We start from the raw sequence: 17,769 nt of genomic DNA on the forward strand, positions 1-17,769 counted from the left end.
GTGAATACCCGGCAGGATGGCGGCAGCAACAGGCTGGACGACGCGGCGCGCGCCGGCTGGCTTTATTATGTTGCCGGCAACACGCAGGACCAGATCGCAACCACGCTCGGCATTTCGCGGCAGACGGCGCAGCGGCTGGTGTCGCTGGCGGTGTCGGAAGGCTTGATCAAGGTCCGTGTCGACCATCCGATCGCCAATTGCCTCGATCTGGCGGCGCGGCTGAAATCCCGTTTCGCGCTCGACCTGGTCGAGGTGGTGCCGAGCGATCCCAATTCATCCTCCACCACCATCGGCATCGCCGAGGCGGCCGCCGCCGAGATCGAGCGGCGGCTGCGCTCACCGACGCCGATCGTCATGGCGATCGGCACCGGGCGCACGCTGAAAGCGGCGATCGAACAGCTGCCGCCGATGGAATGCCCGCAGCACAAGGTGGTGTCTTTGACCGGAAACATCTCGCCGGACGGCTCGGCCGCCTTCTACAACGTCATTTTCACCATGGCCGACAGGGTCAAGGCGCGGTCCTTCCCGATGCCGCTGCCGGTCATTGCCTCTTCGCCGGAGGAGCGCGAGATGCTGCTCAACCAGCCGATGATCCAGCCGACGCTGGCGCTGGCCGCCGAGGCCGACGTCACCTTCATCGGCATTGGCGATCTCGGTCCCAAGGCGCCGCTCTACGAGGACGGCTTCATTTCGGAAATTGAGCTGAAGGCACTGCAGAAGGCCGGCGGCATCGCCGAAATCGTCGGCTGGGTGTTCGATCGCGAAGGCCGCATGATCGAAGGCATCACCAATGATCGGGTGTCGTCGGCTTCGCTGCCATCGCGCGAAAAGTCGCTGGTCATCGCACTGGCGATGGGTGAACGAAAACTGCCGGGCATCCTGGCGGCGGCCAACCGGCGGCTGATCAACGGCCTCATCACCGATGAGCGGACGGCGGCCGCCCTGCTGGCCAGCCTGTAAGCCGAACCCCGACGCCACACCCGATTTGGGATAAAGTCAGCCGGGCTATTTGCTCCGCCCGAAAGGGTCGTTGCCATCGAGAAAACCGAGGTCGCGCTGCAGATGCGGCGACAGGTCCCTGATGTCGAGATGCGCCCTCTTTTTTATCGAGAACCAGCCGAATCCATCCGTCAGCCACGAAATCCAGCGGTGATCCGGAGCGGGAGTGCACTTTTGCTGCGCCATGGTCATGATCGTCAACCTTCGCTATCCTGAAACCCCAATGACGGGTTGACACTGAATGTCGGTCTTGCCGGCCGCCTTTGCCAATCGAACATCGATCATGGCCCATAAGGAGGCCTTATGCCTGACCTCAGCTCGCGACAGGTTTCCCAGCTCCCCCCGCTGCAAGCGATCAGGGTGTTCGACGCGGTGGCACGGCATCTTTCCTTCACCAAGGCCGCCGAGGAACTGGCCATGACACAGGCAGCGGTGAGCTATCAGATCAAGGTGCTGGAAGAGCGCGTCGGCGCCGCGCTTTTCCTGCGCCGGCCGCGACAGATCGTGCTGACCGAGGCCGGACAGCGTCTCGCGCCGGCTGTCGGCGAGGCCTTCGCCATTCTCGGCCAGGCCTACGCCGCGGCGCGCGCCGGCGCCGACGGGTTGCTGTGCGTCACCACGGTGCTGACCTTTGCCTCGAACTGGCTGGCGCACCATCTGGGCTCGTTCCAGATCGCTCATCCCTCCCTTGCCGTGCGGCTGGAGACGTCGAGCCGGCTGACCGACTTCGCCCGCGAGGATGTCGATCTTGCCATCCGCTCGGGCGGCGGCAAATGGCCGGGTCTGGAAGCCTTCAAGCTGCTCGATGCCGATTTCACGCCGATGCTGAGCCCGAAGCTCGCGGCGAGCATCGGCGGCGTCAAAGAGCCGGCCGACCTCTTGCGGCTGCCGATCCTCGATCCCGGCGACATCTGGTGGACGGAGTGGTTTTCGGCCGCCGGCGTGCACTCGCACGACCTTGCCAAACGGCCTGGCAGCAGCATGGGAGCGCAGGCCTACGAGGCCAATGCGGCAATCGCCGGTCATGGCGTGGCGATCCTGACCAGGGCGCTGTTCAAGGCGGAACTGGCCGACGGGCGCCTGATCCAGCCTTTCGATCTGGTCGGTGACGATGGCCACGCCTATTGGCTGGTCTATCCGGAAGCGCGCCGCAACGTGCCGAAGATCCGCGCCTTCCGCGACTGGCTGCTGACCGAGATCGCCTGCTGACAGGCGAGCCCCTCCGGCAATCCATTCCTGCCGACCTCTGTCCTGCCGCCTGAACACCCGGCGGCCGGCGAGATTGTCTTGGCAATTTCCACGCACCCATTGTCCGTCGCCATCACCGATGTGCTGCGCTGCAGCATCGAATCCGGCTTGACATAATTAACGCCAAGTGAGTAATTGCTCATAGCCAAGGCAAATGCTCATCTTGGTTTATGGGAGGAATTTGATGAAACTTCGCACGCTCACCCTGGGCTTGTTGTCGGCCAGCGCTCTTGCGTTCGCCGCACATGCCGAATCCATCACCATCGCCACCGTCAACAATGGCGATATGGTCCGCATGCAAAAGCTGACGGAAGACTTCACCAAGGCTAACCCAGACATCCAGCTCAACTGGGTCACGCTCGAAGAGAACGTGCTGCGCGAGCGCGTCACCACCGACATCGCCACCAAGGGCGGCCAGTATGACGTGATGACAATCGGCACCTATGAAGTTCCGATCTGGGCCAAGCAGAGCTGGCTTTTGCCGCTCGACAAGCTCGGCGACGACTATGACGCCAAGGACATCATCCCGGCCATCGCCGGCGGTCTTTCGGTTGACGGCAAGCTCTATGCCGCGCCCTTCTACGGCGAAAGCTCCTTCGTCATGTACCGCAAGGACCTGATGGAAAAGGCCGGGCTGAAGATGCCCGACGCGCCGACCTGGGACTTCATCAAGCAGGCCGCCGATAAGATGACCGACCGCGCCAATGGCGTGAACGGCGTCTGCCTGCGCGGCAAGGCCGGCTGGGGCGAGAACATGGCGTTCCTGACCGCCATGTCGAACTCCTTCGGCGCACGCTGGTTCGACGAGAACTGGAAGCCGCAGTTCGACCAGCCTGAATGGAAGAACACACTGCAGTTCTATGTCGACCTGATGAAGGCCGACGGCCCCGAGGGTGCATCGTCCAACGGCTTCAACGAAAACCTGGCGCTGTTCCAGCAGGGCAAGTGCGGCATGTGGATCGACGCCACCGTCGCCGCCTCCTTCGTCTCTGACCCGAAGGCCTCCACCGTCGCCGACAAGGTCGGTTATGCTCTCGCTCCCGACAATGGCCTGGGCAAGCGCGGCAACTGGCTGTGGGCGTGGTCGCTGGCCATTCCCGCCGGCACGCAGAAGGCTGACGCGGCACAGAAGTTCGTGTCCTGGGCAACCAGCAAGCACTACGCTGAACTGGTCGCTTCGAAAGAAGGCTGGGCCAACGTTCCTCCGGGCACGCGCTCCTCGCTCTACGCCAATGCCGAGTACCAGAAGGCCGCTCCGTTCGCCAAGATGACGCTGGACTCGATCAACGCCGCCGACCCGACACATCCGACCGTCAAGCCGGTGCCCTATGTCGGTGTCCAGTTCGTCGCCATCCCTGAGTTCCAGGGGCTTGGCACCACTGTGGGCCAGCTCTTCTCGGCGGCTCTTGCCGGCCAGTCGAGCGTCGACGACGCCTTGAAGCAGGCACAGGACGCCGCCACCGCAACGATGACCGAAGGTGGTTATATCAAGTAAGGCTCCTCCCGGTGCCGAATGCCGGTCGCCTTCCTGACCGGCAACGGCCGCCCGAGTCCCAGTTCGGGCGGCCGCCTTTAACGCCTCTGAAAATTCAGTCTGACCATTGAAGGGTGACCGTCATGGCTACTCAGCAGACCCGTTCGCTTGCCCGTTTCATGATGGCGCCATCTGTCGTCCTGCTGCTGGTCTGGATGGTTATTCCACTGGCGCTCACGCTGTGGTTCTCATTCCAGCAGTACAACCCGCTCAATCCTATCCGCGACGGGTTCGTCGGCTTCTCGAACTACGCGCTGTTCTATTCCAACCCGGCATTCCTGCAATCGATCCTCAACACCCTCACCCTTGTGGTCAGTGTGCTTCTGATCACGGTGATCGGCGGCATCCTGCTGGCGCTGCTGATCGATCAGCCGATGTGGGGACAAGGCATCGTCCGCATCCTCGTCATCTCGCCGTTCTTCGTCATGCCGCCGGTGGCAGCATTGGTCTGGAAGAACATGATCATGCACCCGCAATACGGGGTCTTTGCCGACATCGCGCGCTTCTTCGGCGCCCAGCCGATCGACTGGTTCGGGCAGCATCCGATGCTGGCGATCATCATCATCGTCGCCTGGCAATGGCTGCCTTTCGCGACGCTCATCCTGCTGACGGCCCTGCAGTCGCTCGATGGTGAGCAGAAAGAGGCGGCCGAGATGGACGGCGCCGGCTTCATCAGCCGCTTCATCTATCTGACGCTGCCGCACATGTCGCGCGCCATCACCGTCGTCATCCTGATCCAGACGATCTTCCTTTTGTCGGTCTATGCCGAGATCCTCGTCACCACCAACGGTGGCCCTGGATACGCCTCCACCAACCTGCCCTTCCTCGTCTACCAGAAGGCCTTGCTGGAGTTCAAAATCGGCCAGGCATCCGCCGGCGGCATCATCGCTGTCATTCTCGCCAACATCGTTGCCTTCTTCGCCATGCGCGCCGTCGGCAAGAACCTGGACAAGTAAGGGAGGATACGATGGCACGCTCAGTCACCACCCAGCACAAGACAATCGCGACCGTTGCCGCCTGGATCGTCGCGCTGCTGATCTTCTTCCCGATCCTCTATACGATCATCACCTCGTTCAAGTCGGAGCAGGAAGCCATCCAGGGCTTCAACCTGATCCCGTCCGGGACGTTCGAGAGCTACACCGAGGTTCAGGCGCAGAGCGGCTACTTCAAGTTCTTCCTGAATTCGGTGCTGCTCTCGGTCGGTTCGACGATCCTGGCCTTGCTGGTTGCCATACCGGCTGCATGGTCGATGGCGTTCTCGCCGACCAAGCGGACCAAGGACATCCTGATGTGGATGCTCTCCACCAAGATGATGCCGGCGGTCGCCGTGCTGTTCCCGATCTACCTGATCTTCCGCAACCTCGGGCTGCTCGACAGCCGCATCGGTCTGATGGTCATGCTGATGCTGATCAACCTGCCGATCGTGGTGTGGATGCTCTACACTTATTTCCGCGAAATCCCGGGCGAGATCCTGGAAGCAGCACGCATGGACGGCGCATCGCTGTGGAACGAGATCGTTTATGTGCTGACGCCGATGGCGGTGCCGGGCATCGCCTCGACCATGCTCTTGAACATCATCCTGGCCTGGAACGAAGCGTTCTGGACGATCCGGCTGACCACCACCGAGGCAGCACCGCTCACCGCCTTCATCAGTTCCTTCTCCAGCCCGCAAGGCCTGTTCTGGGCCAAGCTTTCGGCTGCCTCGACACTGGCCATCGCGCCGATCCTGATCATGGGCTGGTTCAGCCAGAAGCAGCTGGTGCGCGGCCTGACATTTGGTGCGGTCAAGTAACGGAAATTGCCTGAAACAATCGGCAGACATAACCCCTCGGGGAGGAAACCATGGGAAACATCACGCTCAAGAACGTCTCCAAATCCTTTGGATCGACGTCCATCATCCCCGGCCTCGACCTGGTGATCGAAAATGGCGAGTTCGTCGTCTTCGTCGGCCCGTCCGGTTGCGGCAAGTCAACGCTGCTGCGGCTGATCGCCGGACTGGAGGACACCAGCGGCGGCACCATCAACATCGATGGCCGTGATGTCACCGGTGAAGCGCCGGCCAAACGCAAGCTGGCCATGGTGTTCCAGTCCTACGCGCTCTACCCGCATATGACGGTGGCCAAGAACATCGCCTTCCCGCTGAAGATGGCGGGCGAGGATCAGGCTACCATCGACAGGAAGGTGAAGGATGCCGCGCGCGTCCTGAACCTGACCAACTATCTCGAACGCCGGCCCGGCCAGCTCTCCGGCGGCCAGCGCCAGCGTGTCGCCATCGGCCGCGCCATCGTGCGCCAGCCCTCGGCCTTCCTCTTCGACGAACCGCTGTCCAACCTCGATGCCGCGTTGCGCGGCACCATGCGACTGGAGATCAGCGAGCTGCATCATCAGCTCAAGACGACGATGATCTACGTCACCCACGACCAGGTCGAAGCCATGACCATGGCCGACAAGATCGTCGTATTGAACGCCGGCAACATCGAGCAGGTCGGCTCGCCGATGGAACTCTACAAGACGCCGAAGAACCTGTTTGTCGCCGGCTTCATCGGCTCGCCGAAGATGAACCTGATCGAAGGCGCACCCGCTGCCAAACACAGCGCCAAGACCATCGGCATCCGCCCCGAGCATATGGAGATCTCGACCACGGCCGGTGAATGGAAAGCCACCGTCGGCGTTGCCGAACATCTCGGCTCCGACACGTTCCTGCATGTCCAGGCCGATGGCGTCGGTCCGCTGACCGTGCGCGCCGACGGCGAACTCGCCGTCCGCCACGGCGATACCATCTACCTGACGCCCGACAAGACCAAGCTGCATCGCTTCGGCGCCGACGGGAAGGCAATGTGAGCATGCGCTTGACCGGCAAATCCGCGCTGATCACGGGTTCGGCCCGTGGTATCGGCAGAGCCTTCGCCGAAGCCTATGCAAGCGAAGGCGCCACCGTTGCCATTGCCGATATCAATCTCGAGGCCGCGCAGAAGACAGCCGCCGAGATCGGCGGGAAGGCCTATGCGGTCAAGCTCGACGTCACCGACCTCGCCTCCATCGAGGCGGCGGTGAAAGCCGTCGAGACGAAGACCGGTGGCCTCGATATCCTGATCAACAACGCCGCTCTGTTCGATCTGGCACCGATCGTCGAGATCACCAAGGCAAGCTACGACAAACTGTTTTCGGTCAATGTCGCCGGCACACTGTTCATGCTGCAGGCCGCCGCCCGCTCGATGATCGCGCGGGGCAAGGGCGGCAGGATCATCAACATGGCGAGCCAGGCCGGACGGCGCGGCGAGGCGCTCGTCGGCGTCTATTGCGCCACCAAGGCCGCCGTCATCTCGTTGACCCAGTCGGCGGGCCTCGATCTGATCAAGCACGGCATCAACGTCAACGCGATTGCCCCTGGTGTCGTCGACGGCGAGCACTGGGATCACGTCGATTCGCTGTTCGCCAAATACGAAAACCGGCCGAAGGGCGAGAAGAAGAAATTGGTTGGCGAGGCGGTGCCGTATGGCCGCATGGGAACGGCGCAGGATCTTACGGGCATGGCGGTCTTTCTCGCCAGCAGCGACGCGGACTACATCATCGCCCAGACCTACAACGTCGATGGCGGCCAGTGGATGAGTTGAGGCGGGGAACGGCCTCTTCTCCTCGTCCCTCCGCGGGGAGAAGAGGCCGACATCAGAGGCCGCATCGACCTCGGAAGATGTGCCGCCCCTTGCCCTCCCCGTTACGGGGAGAGGGGAAGTAACGAAGGCCGAAGCCCGGCCAAAGGGTAAAACAGATGACCGTGAAACTCTCGTCTTCAAACCTCTCCAGTCTACCCGCCAAGGTCGCCGGTCCGAAATATGACCGCGCGGCACTCAAACCCGGCATCGTGCATTTCGGCGTCGGCAATTTCCACCGCTCGCACCAGGCCGTCTATCTCGACGACCTGTTCAATTCGGGCATCGGCCATGACTGGGCGCTGGTCGGCGCCGGCGTGTTCGAAGGCGAGAAGATCGGCCGCGGCAAGCTGGAAGAGCAAGACTGGCTGACCACGGTCGTCGAGCAGGACAGCGGCCATATGAGCGCCCGCGTCACCGGCGCGATGATCGACTTCCTGATGCCGGGCGATGCGACAGGCATCATCGAACGGCTTGCCGACCCGGCCATCAAGATCGTTTCGCTGACCATCACCGAAGGTGGCTACTTCATCGACCCGGCCTCCGGCGTCTTCAATCCGACCCATCCCGACATCGTCGCTGACGCACAAGCAGGCGCGACGCCAAAAACGGTGTTCGGCATCATTCTCGCCGGGTTGGTCCGCCGCCGTGACGAGGGCACCGTGCCGTTCACCGTCATGTCGTGCGACAACATTCCTCACAATGGCCATGTGACCTCAGACGGCGTCATCGGCCTTGCCCGGCTGATCGACGAGGATCTGGCAAACTGGGTGAGTGAGCATGTCGCTTTTCCAAACGGCATGGTCGATCGCATCACGCCGGCGACCACGGACCGCGAGCGCGGCATTCTGGCCAGCGATTTCGGGCTGGAGGACAACTGGCCGGTGTTTTGCGAACCGTTCCGGCAATGGGTGCTGGAAGACCATTTCACGGACGGCCGTCCGCCGCTGGAAAAGGTCGGCGTGCAGTTCGTCAAAGACGTTGCCCCTTATGAATTGATGAAGATCCGCATCCTCAATGGCGGCCATGCCACGATCGCCTATCCGGCCGGTCTCATGGACATCCATTTCGTGCATGAGGCGATGCAGGAACCCCTGGTCGCCGGCTTTCTGGCGAAACTCGAGCATGACGAGATCATTCCGACCGTGCCGCCGGTGCCGGACACGGATCTGGAGGAATACTACCAGCTCATCGAGAGCCGCTTCTCCAATCCCAAGATCGGCGACACGGTGCGACGGCTCTGCCTCGACGGCTCCAACCGCCAGCCGAAATTCATCATACCGACCATCGCCGACCGGCTGAAGGCCGGAAAGGGCGTCGCCGGCCTGGCGCTGGAATCGGCCCTTTGGTGCCGCTACTGCTTCGGCACGACCGACAGCGGCGCCGTCATCGAACCCAACGACCCGAGCTGGGATCGGCTGCAGGCGACGGCAAAAGCGGCAAAGGATGCGCCCGCCGCGTGGCTTGCCATGGAGGACATCTACGGCGATGTCGGCCGCGCCACGGCGTTTGTCGAGGCCTTTGCCCATGCGCTCAACGTGCTGTGGGCGAACGGCACGCGCGCCACGCTGACGCGCTATCTCGCCGGCAAGCTCTGACCCATTCGACGCGATGACGCCGGAACTGGTCATCTTCGACTGCGACGGCGTACTGGTCGACAGTGAAGCGCTTTCCGTATCGGCACTGCTTGCCATGATCAGGCTTGCCGGTGGCAGCATCGCCGAGGACGTCGCCTACGAGCATTTCCTCGGCAAGAGCATGAAAAGCGTGCGCGAGATCCTCACCCGCGACTTCGCGCTTGATATCACCGACAGCCAGCTGACCGACATGCGCGTCGAGCTGATGCGCAAATTCCGCGAGGAGTTGAAGCCGATTCCCGGTGTCAAGGAGATGCTGCCGAGGCTCGGACTGCCGTTCTGTGTCGCGTCCTCGGGCACGCTCGACCGCATCCGCTACGCCCTCGACGTCACCGGATTGCTTGGGCTGATGGAGCCGCATCTGTTCAGCGCCGCCATGGTGAAAAAGGGAAAGCCCGCGCCGGACCTGTTCCTCCATGCCGCCGCCAGCATGCGGGCCCATCCGCGCAAATGCCTCGTCGTCGAGGACAGCCCGGCCGGCATCTCGGCTGCGCGGGCGGCGGGTATGCGTGTCCTTGCCTTCACCGGCGGCTCGCATGCCGGCAACCCGACCTTGAAAGCGCGGCTTGCGTCGAGTGAACCGGACTTTATATTCGCTGACATGCTGCAATTGCCCGATCTGATTGCAGGCCTGGGAGCGAGAGTAAGAGCATCTTGACGAAACAGTTCGTTTGCGCGGTCGATGTCGGCACCGGGAGCGCTCGTGCGGGCATTCTCGACACCAGGGGCAGCTTGCTTGGCCGCGCCGAGCGGCCGATCGCCATGAACCAGCCGAAGCCCGATCACGCCGAGCATGATTCGCGCGATATCTGGTCGGCTGTCTGCACCGCCGTGCGGGCCGCGCGGGAGAAAGCCGGCGTCGCCGCCGAGGATGTCGTCGGCATCTCCTTCGACGCCACCTGTTCGCTGGTCGTGCGCGACCGGCAAGGCGGCCAGCTCAGCGTCTCGGCGTCAGGCGACAGGCGCTGGGACACCATTGTCTGGCTCGACCACCGCGCCATCGCCGAGGCCGACGAATGCACGGCAAGCGGCCACGCCGTGCTCGACTATGTCGGCGGCGTCATGTCACCGGAAATGGAGACGCCGAAGCTGATGTGGCTGAAGCGGAACCTGCCCAAAAGCTGGAATGAAGCCGGCTATCTATTCGACCTGACTGACTTCCTGGCCTGGCAGGCGACAGGTTCGCTGGCCCGTTCGCAATGCACGCTGACCGCCAAATGGACCTATCTGGCGCATGAGGAGACTGGTTGGCGGCGCGACTTCTTCGAGCTCGTCGGCCTCGACGATCTTTTCGAGCATGGAAACCTGCCGGAGAGGGCCAGCCCGGTCGGCACCGATATTGGCCCGCTGACGGCGCAAGCGGCGGCAGAGCTTGGCCTGAGCGAGAAATGCCGGGTCGGCGCCGGCGTCATCGATGCCTATGCCGGCGCGCTTGGCGTGCTCGGCGGTTTTGCAGGCAACGAACAGGACATCGGCCGGCACCTGGCGCTGATCGCCGGCACGTCGAGCTGCGTCATGGCGATGTCGCCGGATCCACAGCCCTTCGCCGGCGTCTGGGGTCCGTATTACGGCGCCGCCCTGCCGAAGCTGTGGCTATCGGAAGGTGGTCAATCCGCCACCGGCGCGCTGCTCGACCATATCATCCGCTGGCACGGCGCCGGCGGCGAGCCGGATGCCGCCATGCATGCGAAGATCGCCAGGCGTGTCGCCGAGCTGCGCACCGCAGAAGGTGAGGCGCTCGCGGCAAGGCTGCATGTGCTGCCTGACTTCCATGGCAACCGTTCGCCGCTTGCCGATCCACATGCCGTCGGCGTGGTCAGCGGGCTGACGCTGGACTCCTCCTTCGACAGCCTGTGCAAGCTCTACTGGCGCACCGCCGTCGGCATCGCGCTCGGCGTACGCCATGTGCTGGAGGCGCTGAACGAGAATGGCTATCTCATCGACACGCTGCATGTCACCGGTGGCCACACCAAGAACCCGCTGTTGATGGATCTCTATGCCGACGCCACCGGCTGCACGGTGATCGAGCCGCTGGCCGACGAGGCGGTACTGCTCGGCACCGGCATGGTAGCAGCCACCGCCGCCGGGCTTTTCCCCGATCTCAACGCCGCCTGTCTTGCCATGCAGCAAGGCGGCAGGACGCGCGCGTCGAACCCGAAATCGGCGGGGCGTTTCGACCGCGATTACCGGGTTTTCCTCGAGATGCACCGGCAGCGGCAAATGCTGGACGCGATCCGGTAGGGCAGGCCTATTGTCTCAGCAGAGACACGCCGGATTTGGCATCGAACAGATGAATGCTCGTTTCGTCGACCCTGTAGCGGACATGGCTGTTGACGGCAGGACATTCGCGAGTCGGAACCAGAGCGCTGATTTCCTTGCCGCCCGAACCGAAGATCACCAGCGCATCGTTGCCATGAAACTCGATCAGATCGGCTCTGCCCTCCAGCAGACCCTGGCCGGCATCAGGACCCGCGGTCTTCAAATCGGGAGGACGGATTCCCAGCACCGCGCGCTCGACGCCTCGCAGATCGAAGCGGGACCCTTCGATGGAAAAGACCGCTCCGGCACTTGTCAGCGTCCAGCGGTTTTCCGTCCGCCCGACGGCCACGTCGAGGAAGTTCATGTTCGGCGTTCCAATGAATCCAGCGACAAAAAGATTGCCTGGCCGCTCGTAGATTTCCGCGGGTGAGCCGATCTGCTCGATCTTGCCGTCCCGCAGCAGCACGATCCGGTCGGCGAGCGTCATCGCCTCCAACTGGTCGTGGGTGACGTAGACGGTGGTCGTCTTCAACGACTGATGCAGCCGGGCGATCTCGACGCGCATATGGTTGCGCAGCTTGGCATCGAGATTGGACAGCGGCTCGTCGAACAGGAAGACCTTCGGCGTCTTGATCATGGCCCGGGCGATCGCCACGCGCTGCTGCTGGCCGCCGGACAGTTCGGCCGGCTTGCGGCCGAGATAGGGATCGAGCCCCAGCGTCTTCGACACCGCCTCGACGCGCTGTTGTATCTCGGCCTTCGCCACCTTCTGGCGCTTCAGGCCGAAGGCGATGTTGTCGAAGATCGTCATGTGCGGATAGAGCGCATAGTTCTGGAACACCATGGCAATGCCGCGATCACCCGGGTCGAGGTCGTTGACCACCTTGCCGCCGATAGAGACCTCACCGCCGCTGATGTCCTCAAGCCCAGCCAGCATGCGCAGCAAGGTCGACTTGCCGCAGCCGGAAGGGCCGAGGAACACGACGAACTCGTGTTCCTCGATGCTCAGGTTGAGGTCACGAATGACGGTGGTGGCGCCATAGGATTTCTCGACATGGGAGCAGGTGATCGCGGACATGGTCATCCCTTCTCGTCGGAAATCAGGATCTGCAGCTTCACGTCTTCCGGGTGTGCCGACGCCGCGCGCTCGAATGCCTCGATGCTGTCGCTAAAGGGGTATGTGCCGGTGATCAGCGGGTTGAGGTCCACCTTGCCGGATGCGATCATTTGCAAGGCTCGGTCGAAGATGTTGGCGTAGCGGAATACCGTCTCGATGCGCACTTCCTTGGAGATGGCCGCCGGCACGTTGAGCGCCACCGGCTCCACCGGCAGCCCGACAAGGACGACCGCACCGCCGGGGCGCACGACATCGAACAGGTTGGCGAATGCCTTCGGGCTGCCGCTGGCCTCGAAGACGAGGTCGGCTCCCCAATTGTCGGTCGCTGCGGCAACCGCATCGGCCAGTGACTGCTCGCCGATGTTGACCGGGACGATGCCCGGATAGCGCGCTGCGATCTCCAGCTTGGGGGCGGAAAAGTCGGAAATCAGCACCTTCGAGCAACCGCCGGCAAGGGCGGCCAGCGCGATCATGATGCCGATCGGGCCGCAGCCGACGACGACCGCGACGTCGCCCGGAACGATGCGGGCGCGGGCCGCGGCCTGCATGCCGATGGCAAAGGGTTCGACCATCGCCCCTTCGGCGAAGGAGACATTGTCCGGCAGCCTGTAGGTGAACGCTGCCGGATGGACGGCTTGAGGCGCCAGAATGCCATGCACCGGCGGTGTCGCCCAGAAAGTGACGTCCGGGTCGACATTGTAGATGCCGAGCTTTGTCGCCCGCGACGACAGGTTCGGCACGCCCGGCTCCATGCAGACGCGGTCGCCGATTTTCAGTGTCCTGACATTGGCGCCGACCTCGACGATCGTCCCCGAGGCTTCATGGCCAAGCACCATCGGCGCGCGCACGACGTAGCTGCCGATGGCGCCATGGGTGTAATAGTGCACGTCGCTGCCGCAGACGCCGACCGTGTGAATGGCGATCCTGACATCGTCCGGCCCGACATCGAGCGGCAGCGCAATCTCGCGCAGGGCCAGCTCGCCCTTTTTCTCAAGCACCAGTGCCCGCATCGTGTCGTCCTCGCTTCAAGTCTTTTTTTGCCGGAAAACGGAATTCAGGAAGCCGCTGAGAACGCCGAGGAACAGCAATGGCGGCAGCGACAAAAGCACGACCGAAGCGTTCAGGATTCCCCACGGCACGTTCATGCCTTGCTGGGACAGTTCCGAGGCGACGATCGGCAAGGTCTTGGCGTTGGAGCTGGACAGCATCAGCGCGATCAGGAACTCGTTCCACACCAGCACGAAGCTGAAGGCGACCGCCCCGATCAGCGAACGGGCCGCGACCGGCAGCGCGATCCGCCAGAACACCGAATAGGCGCCGTAGCCGTCGACGAAGGCGGCTTCCTCGACCTCCTTCGGCACGCTCTGGAAAGCGGGGATGGCCAGCCACATGATCACCGAGATGGTGAGCAGCGAATAGGTGACGATCAGTGCCGCCAGCGTATCGTAGAGCCCGAGCTGCAGCCAGATCACCATCAGCGGAATGGCCACCGCCACCGGCGGCAGGAAGCGCAGCGACAGCACGAAGAACTGGATGTCGCCTGCCCAGCGGTTGGGATAGCGGGCGACCGAATAGGCGGCAGGCAGGCCGAGCACCACGCCGATCAGCACCGCGACGCCACAGGCGATGACCGAGTTGTAGAGGCCGGTCATGACGCTGTCGCGGCCGATGATGTAGCTGATGTTGGCAAGTGTCGGCGTGAACACCAGACGCGGAACGCGGGTGATGATGTCGACATTGTTCTTCAGCGAATTGAGCGCCGTCCACAGCAGCGGAAACACCGCCATGAAGCCGGCAAATGCCAGTACGGCCTTGCCGATCAGGCGGCCGGGTCTCATGCCTGCACCCGCTTCCACAGCATGGTGAAGGTGATGACGGTGGCGATCATCATCAACACGGCCATCGCCGAGGCATAGGACACCTTGCCGGACTCGATGAAGCCTTGTGAAAACGCATACATGTCGAGCGTTTCGGTCGCCACGCCCGGACCGCCACGGGTCATCACATAGATCAGGTCGAAGGAGCGCAGCGACTCGATCATCTTGACGAACATCAGGCTGACCAGCGGCGCCTTCAGCATCGGCAAGGTAACATAGGCGTGGATCTGCCAGCGCTTGGCATGGTCGAGCCGCGCCGCCTCGATCGGCTGTGGCGGCAGCGTTTCCAGGAGCTTCAGCACGATGACGGCGAAGAACAGGCCCCACTGCCAGACATCGACCGAGGCGACGGCAAACAACGCCGTCGCCGGCTTGGACAGCGGGTCGAGGATCAGCCCGCCGGTCAGCAGCCGATAGGGGTAGGTGGCGATGCCGTAGAGCGGATGGTAGGCGAACTTCCAGACGAAGGCCGCCGAGACACGCGGCAGCAGGACCGGGATGATGAACAGCAGGCAATAGATGTTGCGCAGGCGCGGCGACGCGACCTCGAACATCAGCACACCCAACCCGATGGCCACGGCCATGGTCGCGACGACGGTGACGATCTCCCATTTCACCGACACCCAGACGGCATTGAGAAAGCGGCGGTCGAAGAACAGGTCATAGAAATTCGAGAACCAGACATAGGAATAGGTCGTGGAACTCAGCTCGCGGTTCTGCAGGGCGATGACGATCGCGTAGAGCGTCGGCACCATCGACAGGATCAAAAGAATGACGAGCGTCGGCACGATGAAGGTTACCGGCAAGGATGAGCGTCGCGCCATCGGTCAGGCCTCGCTGCGTCTCGAATGTTTGGACATGGCTGAACTCCCGCACGGAGATGCTTCAAGCGGCGGCAGGCCTTCCTGCGACGCACAGGTCCCGGCATTCGCTCGAATGCCGCGGGCCGTGCGCCGCAAGAGGGAGGTTGCTACTTCTTCACCAACTCGTTGGCGTAGGCTTCAAGTTCATTGAGGCCACCCTTGATGTCGGTGCGGGTGCCGGTGACCAGTTCCTCGAGGATGATGCCCCAGCGGTCGCCGAGGTCCGGCCAGCGCGGATCCTGCCAGAAGTTGACCGCCGTGACCTTGCCTGTGTCGGCCAGTGCCTGGCCGAGATCGGCGCCGTAGATATCGGCGAATTCCTTGCTGGACAGGATGCTGGTGCGGTTCAACTCACCGAACTGGTGGGCATCGAGCCGGCGCTTCTCGTTTTCCTTCGATGTTGCCCAGGCGATGAACAGGCCGGCGCATTTCTTCGAGGCGTCGTCGGCATTGGCCTTCGCGGCGATGGCAAGGCCGTGGCCGTAGCCACCACCCGTGAGCGGCGCCGGCGGCGGCAGGAAGCCGATCTTGCCGACCACCTGCGAGGTCTTGGGATCGACCGCCATGCCCGATAGCGGCGTCGATTCGACGAGGATGGCGACCTGGCCCGACAGGAAGGCGCCGGTCGATTCATCCCAGCTGCCGGTCTGCGTGCCGGGTGCCGAATCCTTGAACAGCTTCAGATAGGTCTCGGTCGCCTTGACGGCGGCGTCCGAATTGAAGGCCGGCTTGTCGCCGTCGAACCACTGGCCGCCATAGGCCTTGAAGAAGGGCATCCAACGCCAGACATTGGCGCCCGAACCGCGTGCGCCGCGCAAGGCAATGCCGTACATGCCCTTGTCCGGATTGGTCAGCTTCGGCACGTCGGCGATCAGCTCGTCCAGCGTCTTGGGTGGCTGGAGTCCGGCCGCCTCCAGGACATCCTTGCGGTAGACCATCAGGTCACCGCCGCCAGTCAGCGGCGCAAACCAGACCTTGCCGTCATAGGTCGCGACCTTCTGCCGGCCCGGGTCGAAATCGGCGTAGTCGTAGTCCGCCGGATAATAGTCGGTGAGCGGTACGATCCATTTCGACGACGCAAACAGGGCGACGTTGGCCTCGTCGACATAGTAGACATTGTAGTTGCCGACGGTGGACGCATCAGCGCGCGATTTTGCCCGGCGGTCATTCTCGTTCAGGTAGTCGATCTGGAAGCTGGCGCCGGCAAGCTTCTGGAACTCGCCCTTGGAGTCCTCCAGAAGCGTCAGCCCGTCGCGCGGCTGCGCCAGCACCTTTACCGGCGCCGAGCAGACCGGCGCCTGCGCCAGAGCAATGGTGGAAACGGCAGTGGAAAGCATAAAAGCTGCGCCAAGGCTGGCAGCAAGCCGGATTGGTTTCATGATCTTTTCTCCTCCAGGGACACTTCGCGGGAAGCCTAAGTCCTCGGGTTGCGCGATCCTCACCATCGCCCGAGTGACATGCCACCCATCGCCAAAATGCGGAGTTGCAGCGGGCCATGCTAGAAGCCCCGTTGCAGCAGACCTGTACTTTTATGCATTGTGCGTTGCAAAAACCGGCATCCGTTTGCGGAGCCTGTCACATGAGTATCGATTGGGTTTGAAGCGGCGAGCTGTAGTGCGCTATGCGCGCAATGTCAGCCGTTGCCGAGACAGCCGGCGATAGGACGACGGCGTCATCCGATGCTTGCGCATGAAGGCCCGGTTGAAGTTCGAGATGTTCATGTAGCCGACCTGGAAACAGATGTCGGTGATCGGAGTGTCGGTGTCCGCCAGCAACTTGCAGGCCTGCCAGAGCCTGAGCTTGGCAAGGTGATCGCTGAAGCTATTGCCGGTGTTCTTCTGGAAGAAACGCGAGAATGTGCTCTCCGTCATTCCGGCGAGTTCCGCCACCTCCGGCAGCTTCAGGTCTTCGGCGAAATGCTGGAACAGGTAGGTCAGCGTGCGTTGGATGATGTCCAGCGAGGCGGCGTCGAGAACCGGCGAAAAATCCGGCGACGACAGCAATTCGTATTCGTCGGTCCTGGCGAGAAGATCGACGAGGTGCAGGAACAGACAGAACCTGCTCAGCCCGCTAACCTCACCCATCCTCTCCATCAGTTCGGCGCCATCGCGTGCGGCCTGGCCATGAAAGACCATTCCGCGCAGCGATCGTTCCAGGAAGGGTTCCAGTTCGCGCAGTTCCGGCAGCAGGCCCGCCGATCCGCGCAGCCTCTGCGCATCGAATTGCAGGACAATGTCGCGGCCTTCGATCAGTTCGCCTGGCTGCACCGCGGTGACCCAATCGTGCGGCAGGCCACCACCGACGATTGAGAGGTAGCCCGGCGCGAATTCGCCGATGTGATCGCCGACCAGCGCCACGCCGGAGGATTTTCGCAGCAGGTGGATCTCGTACTCGGGATGGAAGTTCCAGACATTGCGCTCCCACGGGTAGTCGTCGAGCCGCCACAGGAAACTGTCGCTCACCTCGGTGACAATGTGTTCGAAGGACGGCGCCGTCCGCGGGATTGCAGCCGTGTTTTTTCTGCGCCTGAATTGCATCCTGTCTCCTGGAAAAACGTGGGATCTGTCATGCGCGTTGTCGTCCGG

17 protein-coding genes are annotated in these 17,769 nt (G+C 62.9%); 10 read left to right on the plus strand and 7 right to left on the minus strand.

The annotated features are described in order from the left end of the window. Positions 1-960, plus strand: coding sequence for a sugar-binding transcriptional regulator (locus AC1RZR_RS03840; RefSeq protein WP_477268238.1), 960 nt, complete (start codon positions 1-3; stop codon positions 958-960). Positions 961-1,005: 45 nt separating this feature from the next. On the opposite strand, the gene AC1RZR_RS03845 is transcribed toward AC1RZR_RS03840, so the two are convergent. Further along, complete coding sequence (locus AC1RZR_RS03845) at positions 1,006-1,191, minus strand: hypothetical protein (RefSeq protein ID WP_379105195.1); 186 nt, start codon at positions 1,189-1,191, stop codon at positions 1,006-1,008. A 111-nt stretch (positions 1,192-1,302) separates the two neighbouring features. On the opposite strand from AC1RZR_RS03845, the gene gcvA reads away from it, so the two are divergent. The 9 genes from gcvA to AC1RZR_RS03890 all read left to right on the plus strand — a co-directional run bounded on the left by gcvA (position 1,303) and on the right by AC1RZR_RS03890 (position 11,309). After that, entirely contained in the window at positions 1,303-2,208 is a 906-nt protein-coding gene (gcvA, locus tag AC1RZR_RS03850; protein ID WP_477268240.1) for a transcriptional regulator GcvA, read from the plus strand. A gap of 223 nt (positions 2,209-2,431) precedes the next feature. Next, positions 2,432-3,742, plus strand: coding sequence for an ABC transporter substrate-binding protein (locus tag AC1RZR_RS03855; protein ID WP_477268242.1), 1,311 nt, complete (start codon positions 2,432-2,434; stop codon positions 3,740-3,742). A gap of 122 nt (positions 3,743-3,864) precedes the next feature. After that, positions 3,865-4,737 (plus strand): carbohydrate ABC transporter permease, encoded by an 873-nt coding sequence (locus AC1RZR_RS03860; RefSeq protein WP_379104930.1) that lies wholly within the window; start codon positions 3,865-3,867, stop codon positions 4,735-4,737. 11 nt (positions 4,738-4,748) lie between these two features. Continuing rightward, a complete protein-coding gene (locus tag AC1RZR_RS03865) occupies positions 4,749-5,573 on the plus strand; it encodes a carbohydrate ABC transporter permease (RefSeq protein ID WP_477268244.1) in 825 nt (274 codons plus the stop codon). Positions 5,574-5,623: 50 nt separating this feature from the next. Then, positions 5,624-6,622 carry an ABC transporter ATP-binding protein gene (locus AC1RZR_RS03870; RefSeq protein WP_481827687.1) on the plus strand — a complete coding sequence of 333 codons (999 nt, stop codon included), beginning with the start codon at positions 5,624-5,626 and terminating at the stop codon, positions 6,620-6,622. 2 nt (positions 6,623-6,624) lie between these two features. After that, positions 6,625-7,395 (plus strand): L-iditol 2-dehydrogenase, encoded by a 771-nt coding sequence (locus AC1RZR_RS03875; protein WP_477269788.1) that lies wholly within the window; start codon positions 6,625-6,627, stop codon positions 7,393-7,395. Between the two features lie 155 nt (positions 7,396-7,550). After that, on the plus strand, positions 7,551-9,029 hold the full coding sequence (locus AC1RZR_RS03880; RefSeq protein ID WP_477268248.1) for a mannitol dehydrogenase family protein: 1,479 nt from the start codon (positions 7,551-7,553) through the stop codon (positions 9,027-9,029). A 13-nt stretch (positions 9,030-9,042) separates the two neighbouring features. Then, positions 9,043-9,726 (plus strand): HAD family hydrolase, encoded by a 684-nt coding sequence (locus tag AC1RZR_RS03885; protein ID WP_477268250.1) that lies wholly within the window; start codon positions 9,043-9,045, stop codon positions 9,724-9,726. Next, on the plus strand, positions 9,723-11,309 hold the full coding sequence (locus AC1RZR_RS03890; RefSeq protein ID WP_477268252.1) for an FGGY-family carbohydrate kinase: 1,587 nt from the start codon (positions 9,723-9,725) through the stop codon (positions 11,307-11,309). Before AC1RZR_RS03885 ends, AC1RZR_RS03890 begins: the two co-directional genes overlap by 4 nt. Before the next feature lie 7 nt (positions 11,310-11,316). On the opposite strand, the gene AC1RZR_RS03895 is transcribed toward AC1RZR_RS03890, so the two are convergent. From AC1RZR_RS03895 to AC1RZR_RS03920, 6 genes are all read right to left on the minus strand, one after another. Beyond that, positions 11,317-12,405, minus strand: a complete 1,089-nt coding sequence (locus AC1RZR_RS03895; RefSeq protein WP_477268254.1) for an ABC transporter ATP-binding protein — start codon at positions 12,403-12,405, stop codon at positions 11,317-11,319. A gap of 2 nt (positions 12,406-12,407) precedes the next feature. Beyond that, positions 12,408-13,454: an NAD(P)-dependent alcohol dehydrogenase gene (locus AC1RZR_RS03900; protein ID WP_477268256.1), complete on the minus strand. Its 1,047-nt coding sequence runs from the start codon at positions 13,452-13,454 to the stop codon at positions 12,408-12,410. 15 nt (positions 13,455-13,469) lie between these two features. After that, on the minus strand, positions 13,470-14,282 hold the full coding sequence (locus AC1RZR_RS03905) for a carbohydrate ABC transporter permease (protein WP_477268258.1): 813 nt from the start codon (positions 14,280-14,282) through the stop codon (positions 13,470-13,472). Beyond that, the gene (locus tag AC1RZR_RS03910) at positions 14,279-15,145 is read right to left on the minus strand and encodes a carbohydrate ABC transporter permease (protein WP_477268260.1); all 867 of its coding nucleotides are present in this window, start codon (positions 15,143-15,145) and stop codon (positions 14,279-14,281) included. Before AC1RZR_RS03910 ends, AC1RZR_RS03905 begins: the two co-directional genes overlap by 4 nt. A 146-nt stretch (positions 15,146-15,291) precedes the next feature. Next, positions 15,292-16,563 carry an ABC transporter substrate-binding protein gene (locus AC1RZR_RS03915; RefSeq protein WP_481827688.1) on the minus strand — a complete coding sequence of 424 codons (1,272 nt, stop codon included), beginning with the start codon at positions 16,561-16,563 and terminating at the stop codon, positions 15,292-15,294. 240 nt (positions 16,564-16,803) lie between these two features. After that, the gene (locus AC1RZR_RS03920) at positions 16,804-17,721 is read right to left on the minus strand and encodes an AraC family transcriptional regulator (protein WP_481827689.1); all 918 of its coding nucleotides are present in this window, start codon (positions 17,719-17,721) and stop codon (positions 16,804-16,806) included. Positions 17,722-17,769: the final 48 nt, after the last annotated feature.

Source organism: Mesorhizobium bavaricum, assembly GCF_056781655.1.

Coding starts and splice junctions, on each gene's coding strand:
- AC1RZR_RS03860 (WP_379104930.1), top strand. CDS start 3,865: ATGGCTACTCAGCAGACCCGTTCGCTTGCCCGTTTCATGATGGCGCCA.
- AC1RZR_RS03870 (WP_481827687.1), top strand. CDS start 5,624: ATGGGAAACATCACGCTCAAGAACGTCTCCAAATCCTTTGGATCGACG.
- AC1RZR_RS03905 (WP_477268258.1), bottom strand. CDS start 14,282: ATGAGACCCGGCCGCCTGATCGGCAAGGCCGTACTGGCATTTGCCGGC.
- AC1RZR_RS03895 (WP_477268254.1), bottom strand. CDS start 12,405: ATGTCCGCGATCACCTGCTCCCATGTCGAGAAATCCTATGGCGCCACC.
- AC1RZR_RS03880 (WP_477268248.1), top strand. CDS start 7,551: ATGACCGTGAAACTCTCGTCTTCAAACCTCTCCAGTCTACCCGCCAAG.
- AC1RZR_RS03885 (WP_477268250.1), top strand. CDS start 9,043: ATGACGCCGGAACTGGTCATCTTCGACTGCGACGGCGTACTGGTCGAC.
- AC1RZR_RS03900 (WP_477268256.1), bottom strand. CDS start 13,454: ATGCGGGCACTGGTGCTTGAGAAAAAGGGCGAGCTGGCCCTGCGCGAG.
- AC1RZR_RS03915 (WP_481827688.1), bottom strand. CDS start 16,563: ATGAAACCAATCCGGCTTGCTGCCAGCCTTGGCGCAGCTTTTATGCTT.
- gcvA (WP_477268240.1), top strand. CDS start 1,303: ATGCCTGACCTCAGCTCGCGACAGGTTTCCCAGCTCCCCCCGCTGCAA.
- AC1RZR_RS03920 (WP_481827689.1), bottom strand. CDS start 17,721: ATGCAATTCAGGCGCAGAAAAAACACGGCTGCAATCCCGCGGACGGCG.
- AC1RZR_RS03855 (WP_477268242.1), top strand. CDS start 2,432: ATGAAACTTCGCACGCTCACCCTGGGCTTGTTGTCGGCCAGCGCTCTT.
- AC1RZR_RS03910 (WP_477268260.1), bottom strand. CDS start 15,145: ATGGCGCGACGCTCATCCTTGCCGGTAACCTTCATCGTGCCGACGCTC.
- AC1RZR_RS03865 (WP_477268244.1), top strand. CDS start 4,749: ATGGCACGCTCAGTCACCACCCAGCACAAGACAATCGCGACCGTTGCC.
- AC1RZR_RS03845 (WP_379105195.1), bottom strand. CDS start 1,191: ATGACCATGGCGCAGCAAAAGTGCACTCCCGCTCCGGATCACCGCTGG.
- AC1RZR_RS03875 (WP_477269788.1), top strand. CDS start 6,625: ATGCGCTTGACCGGCAAATCCGCGCTGATCACGGGTTCGGCCCGTGGT.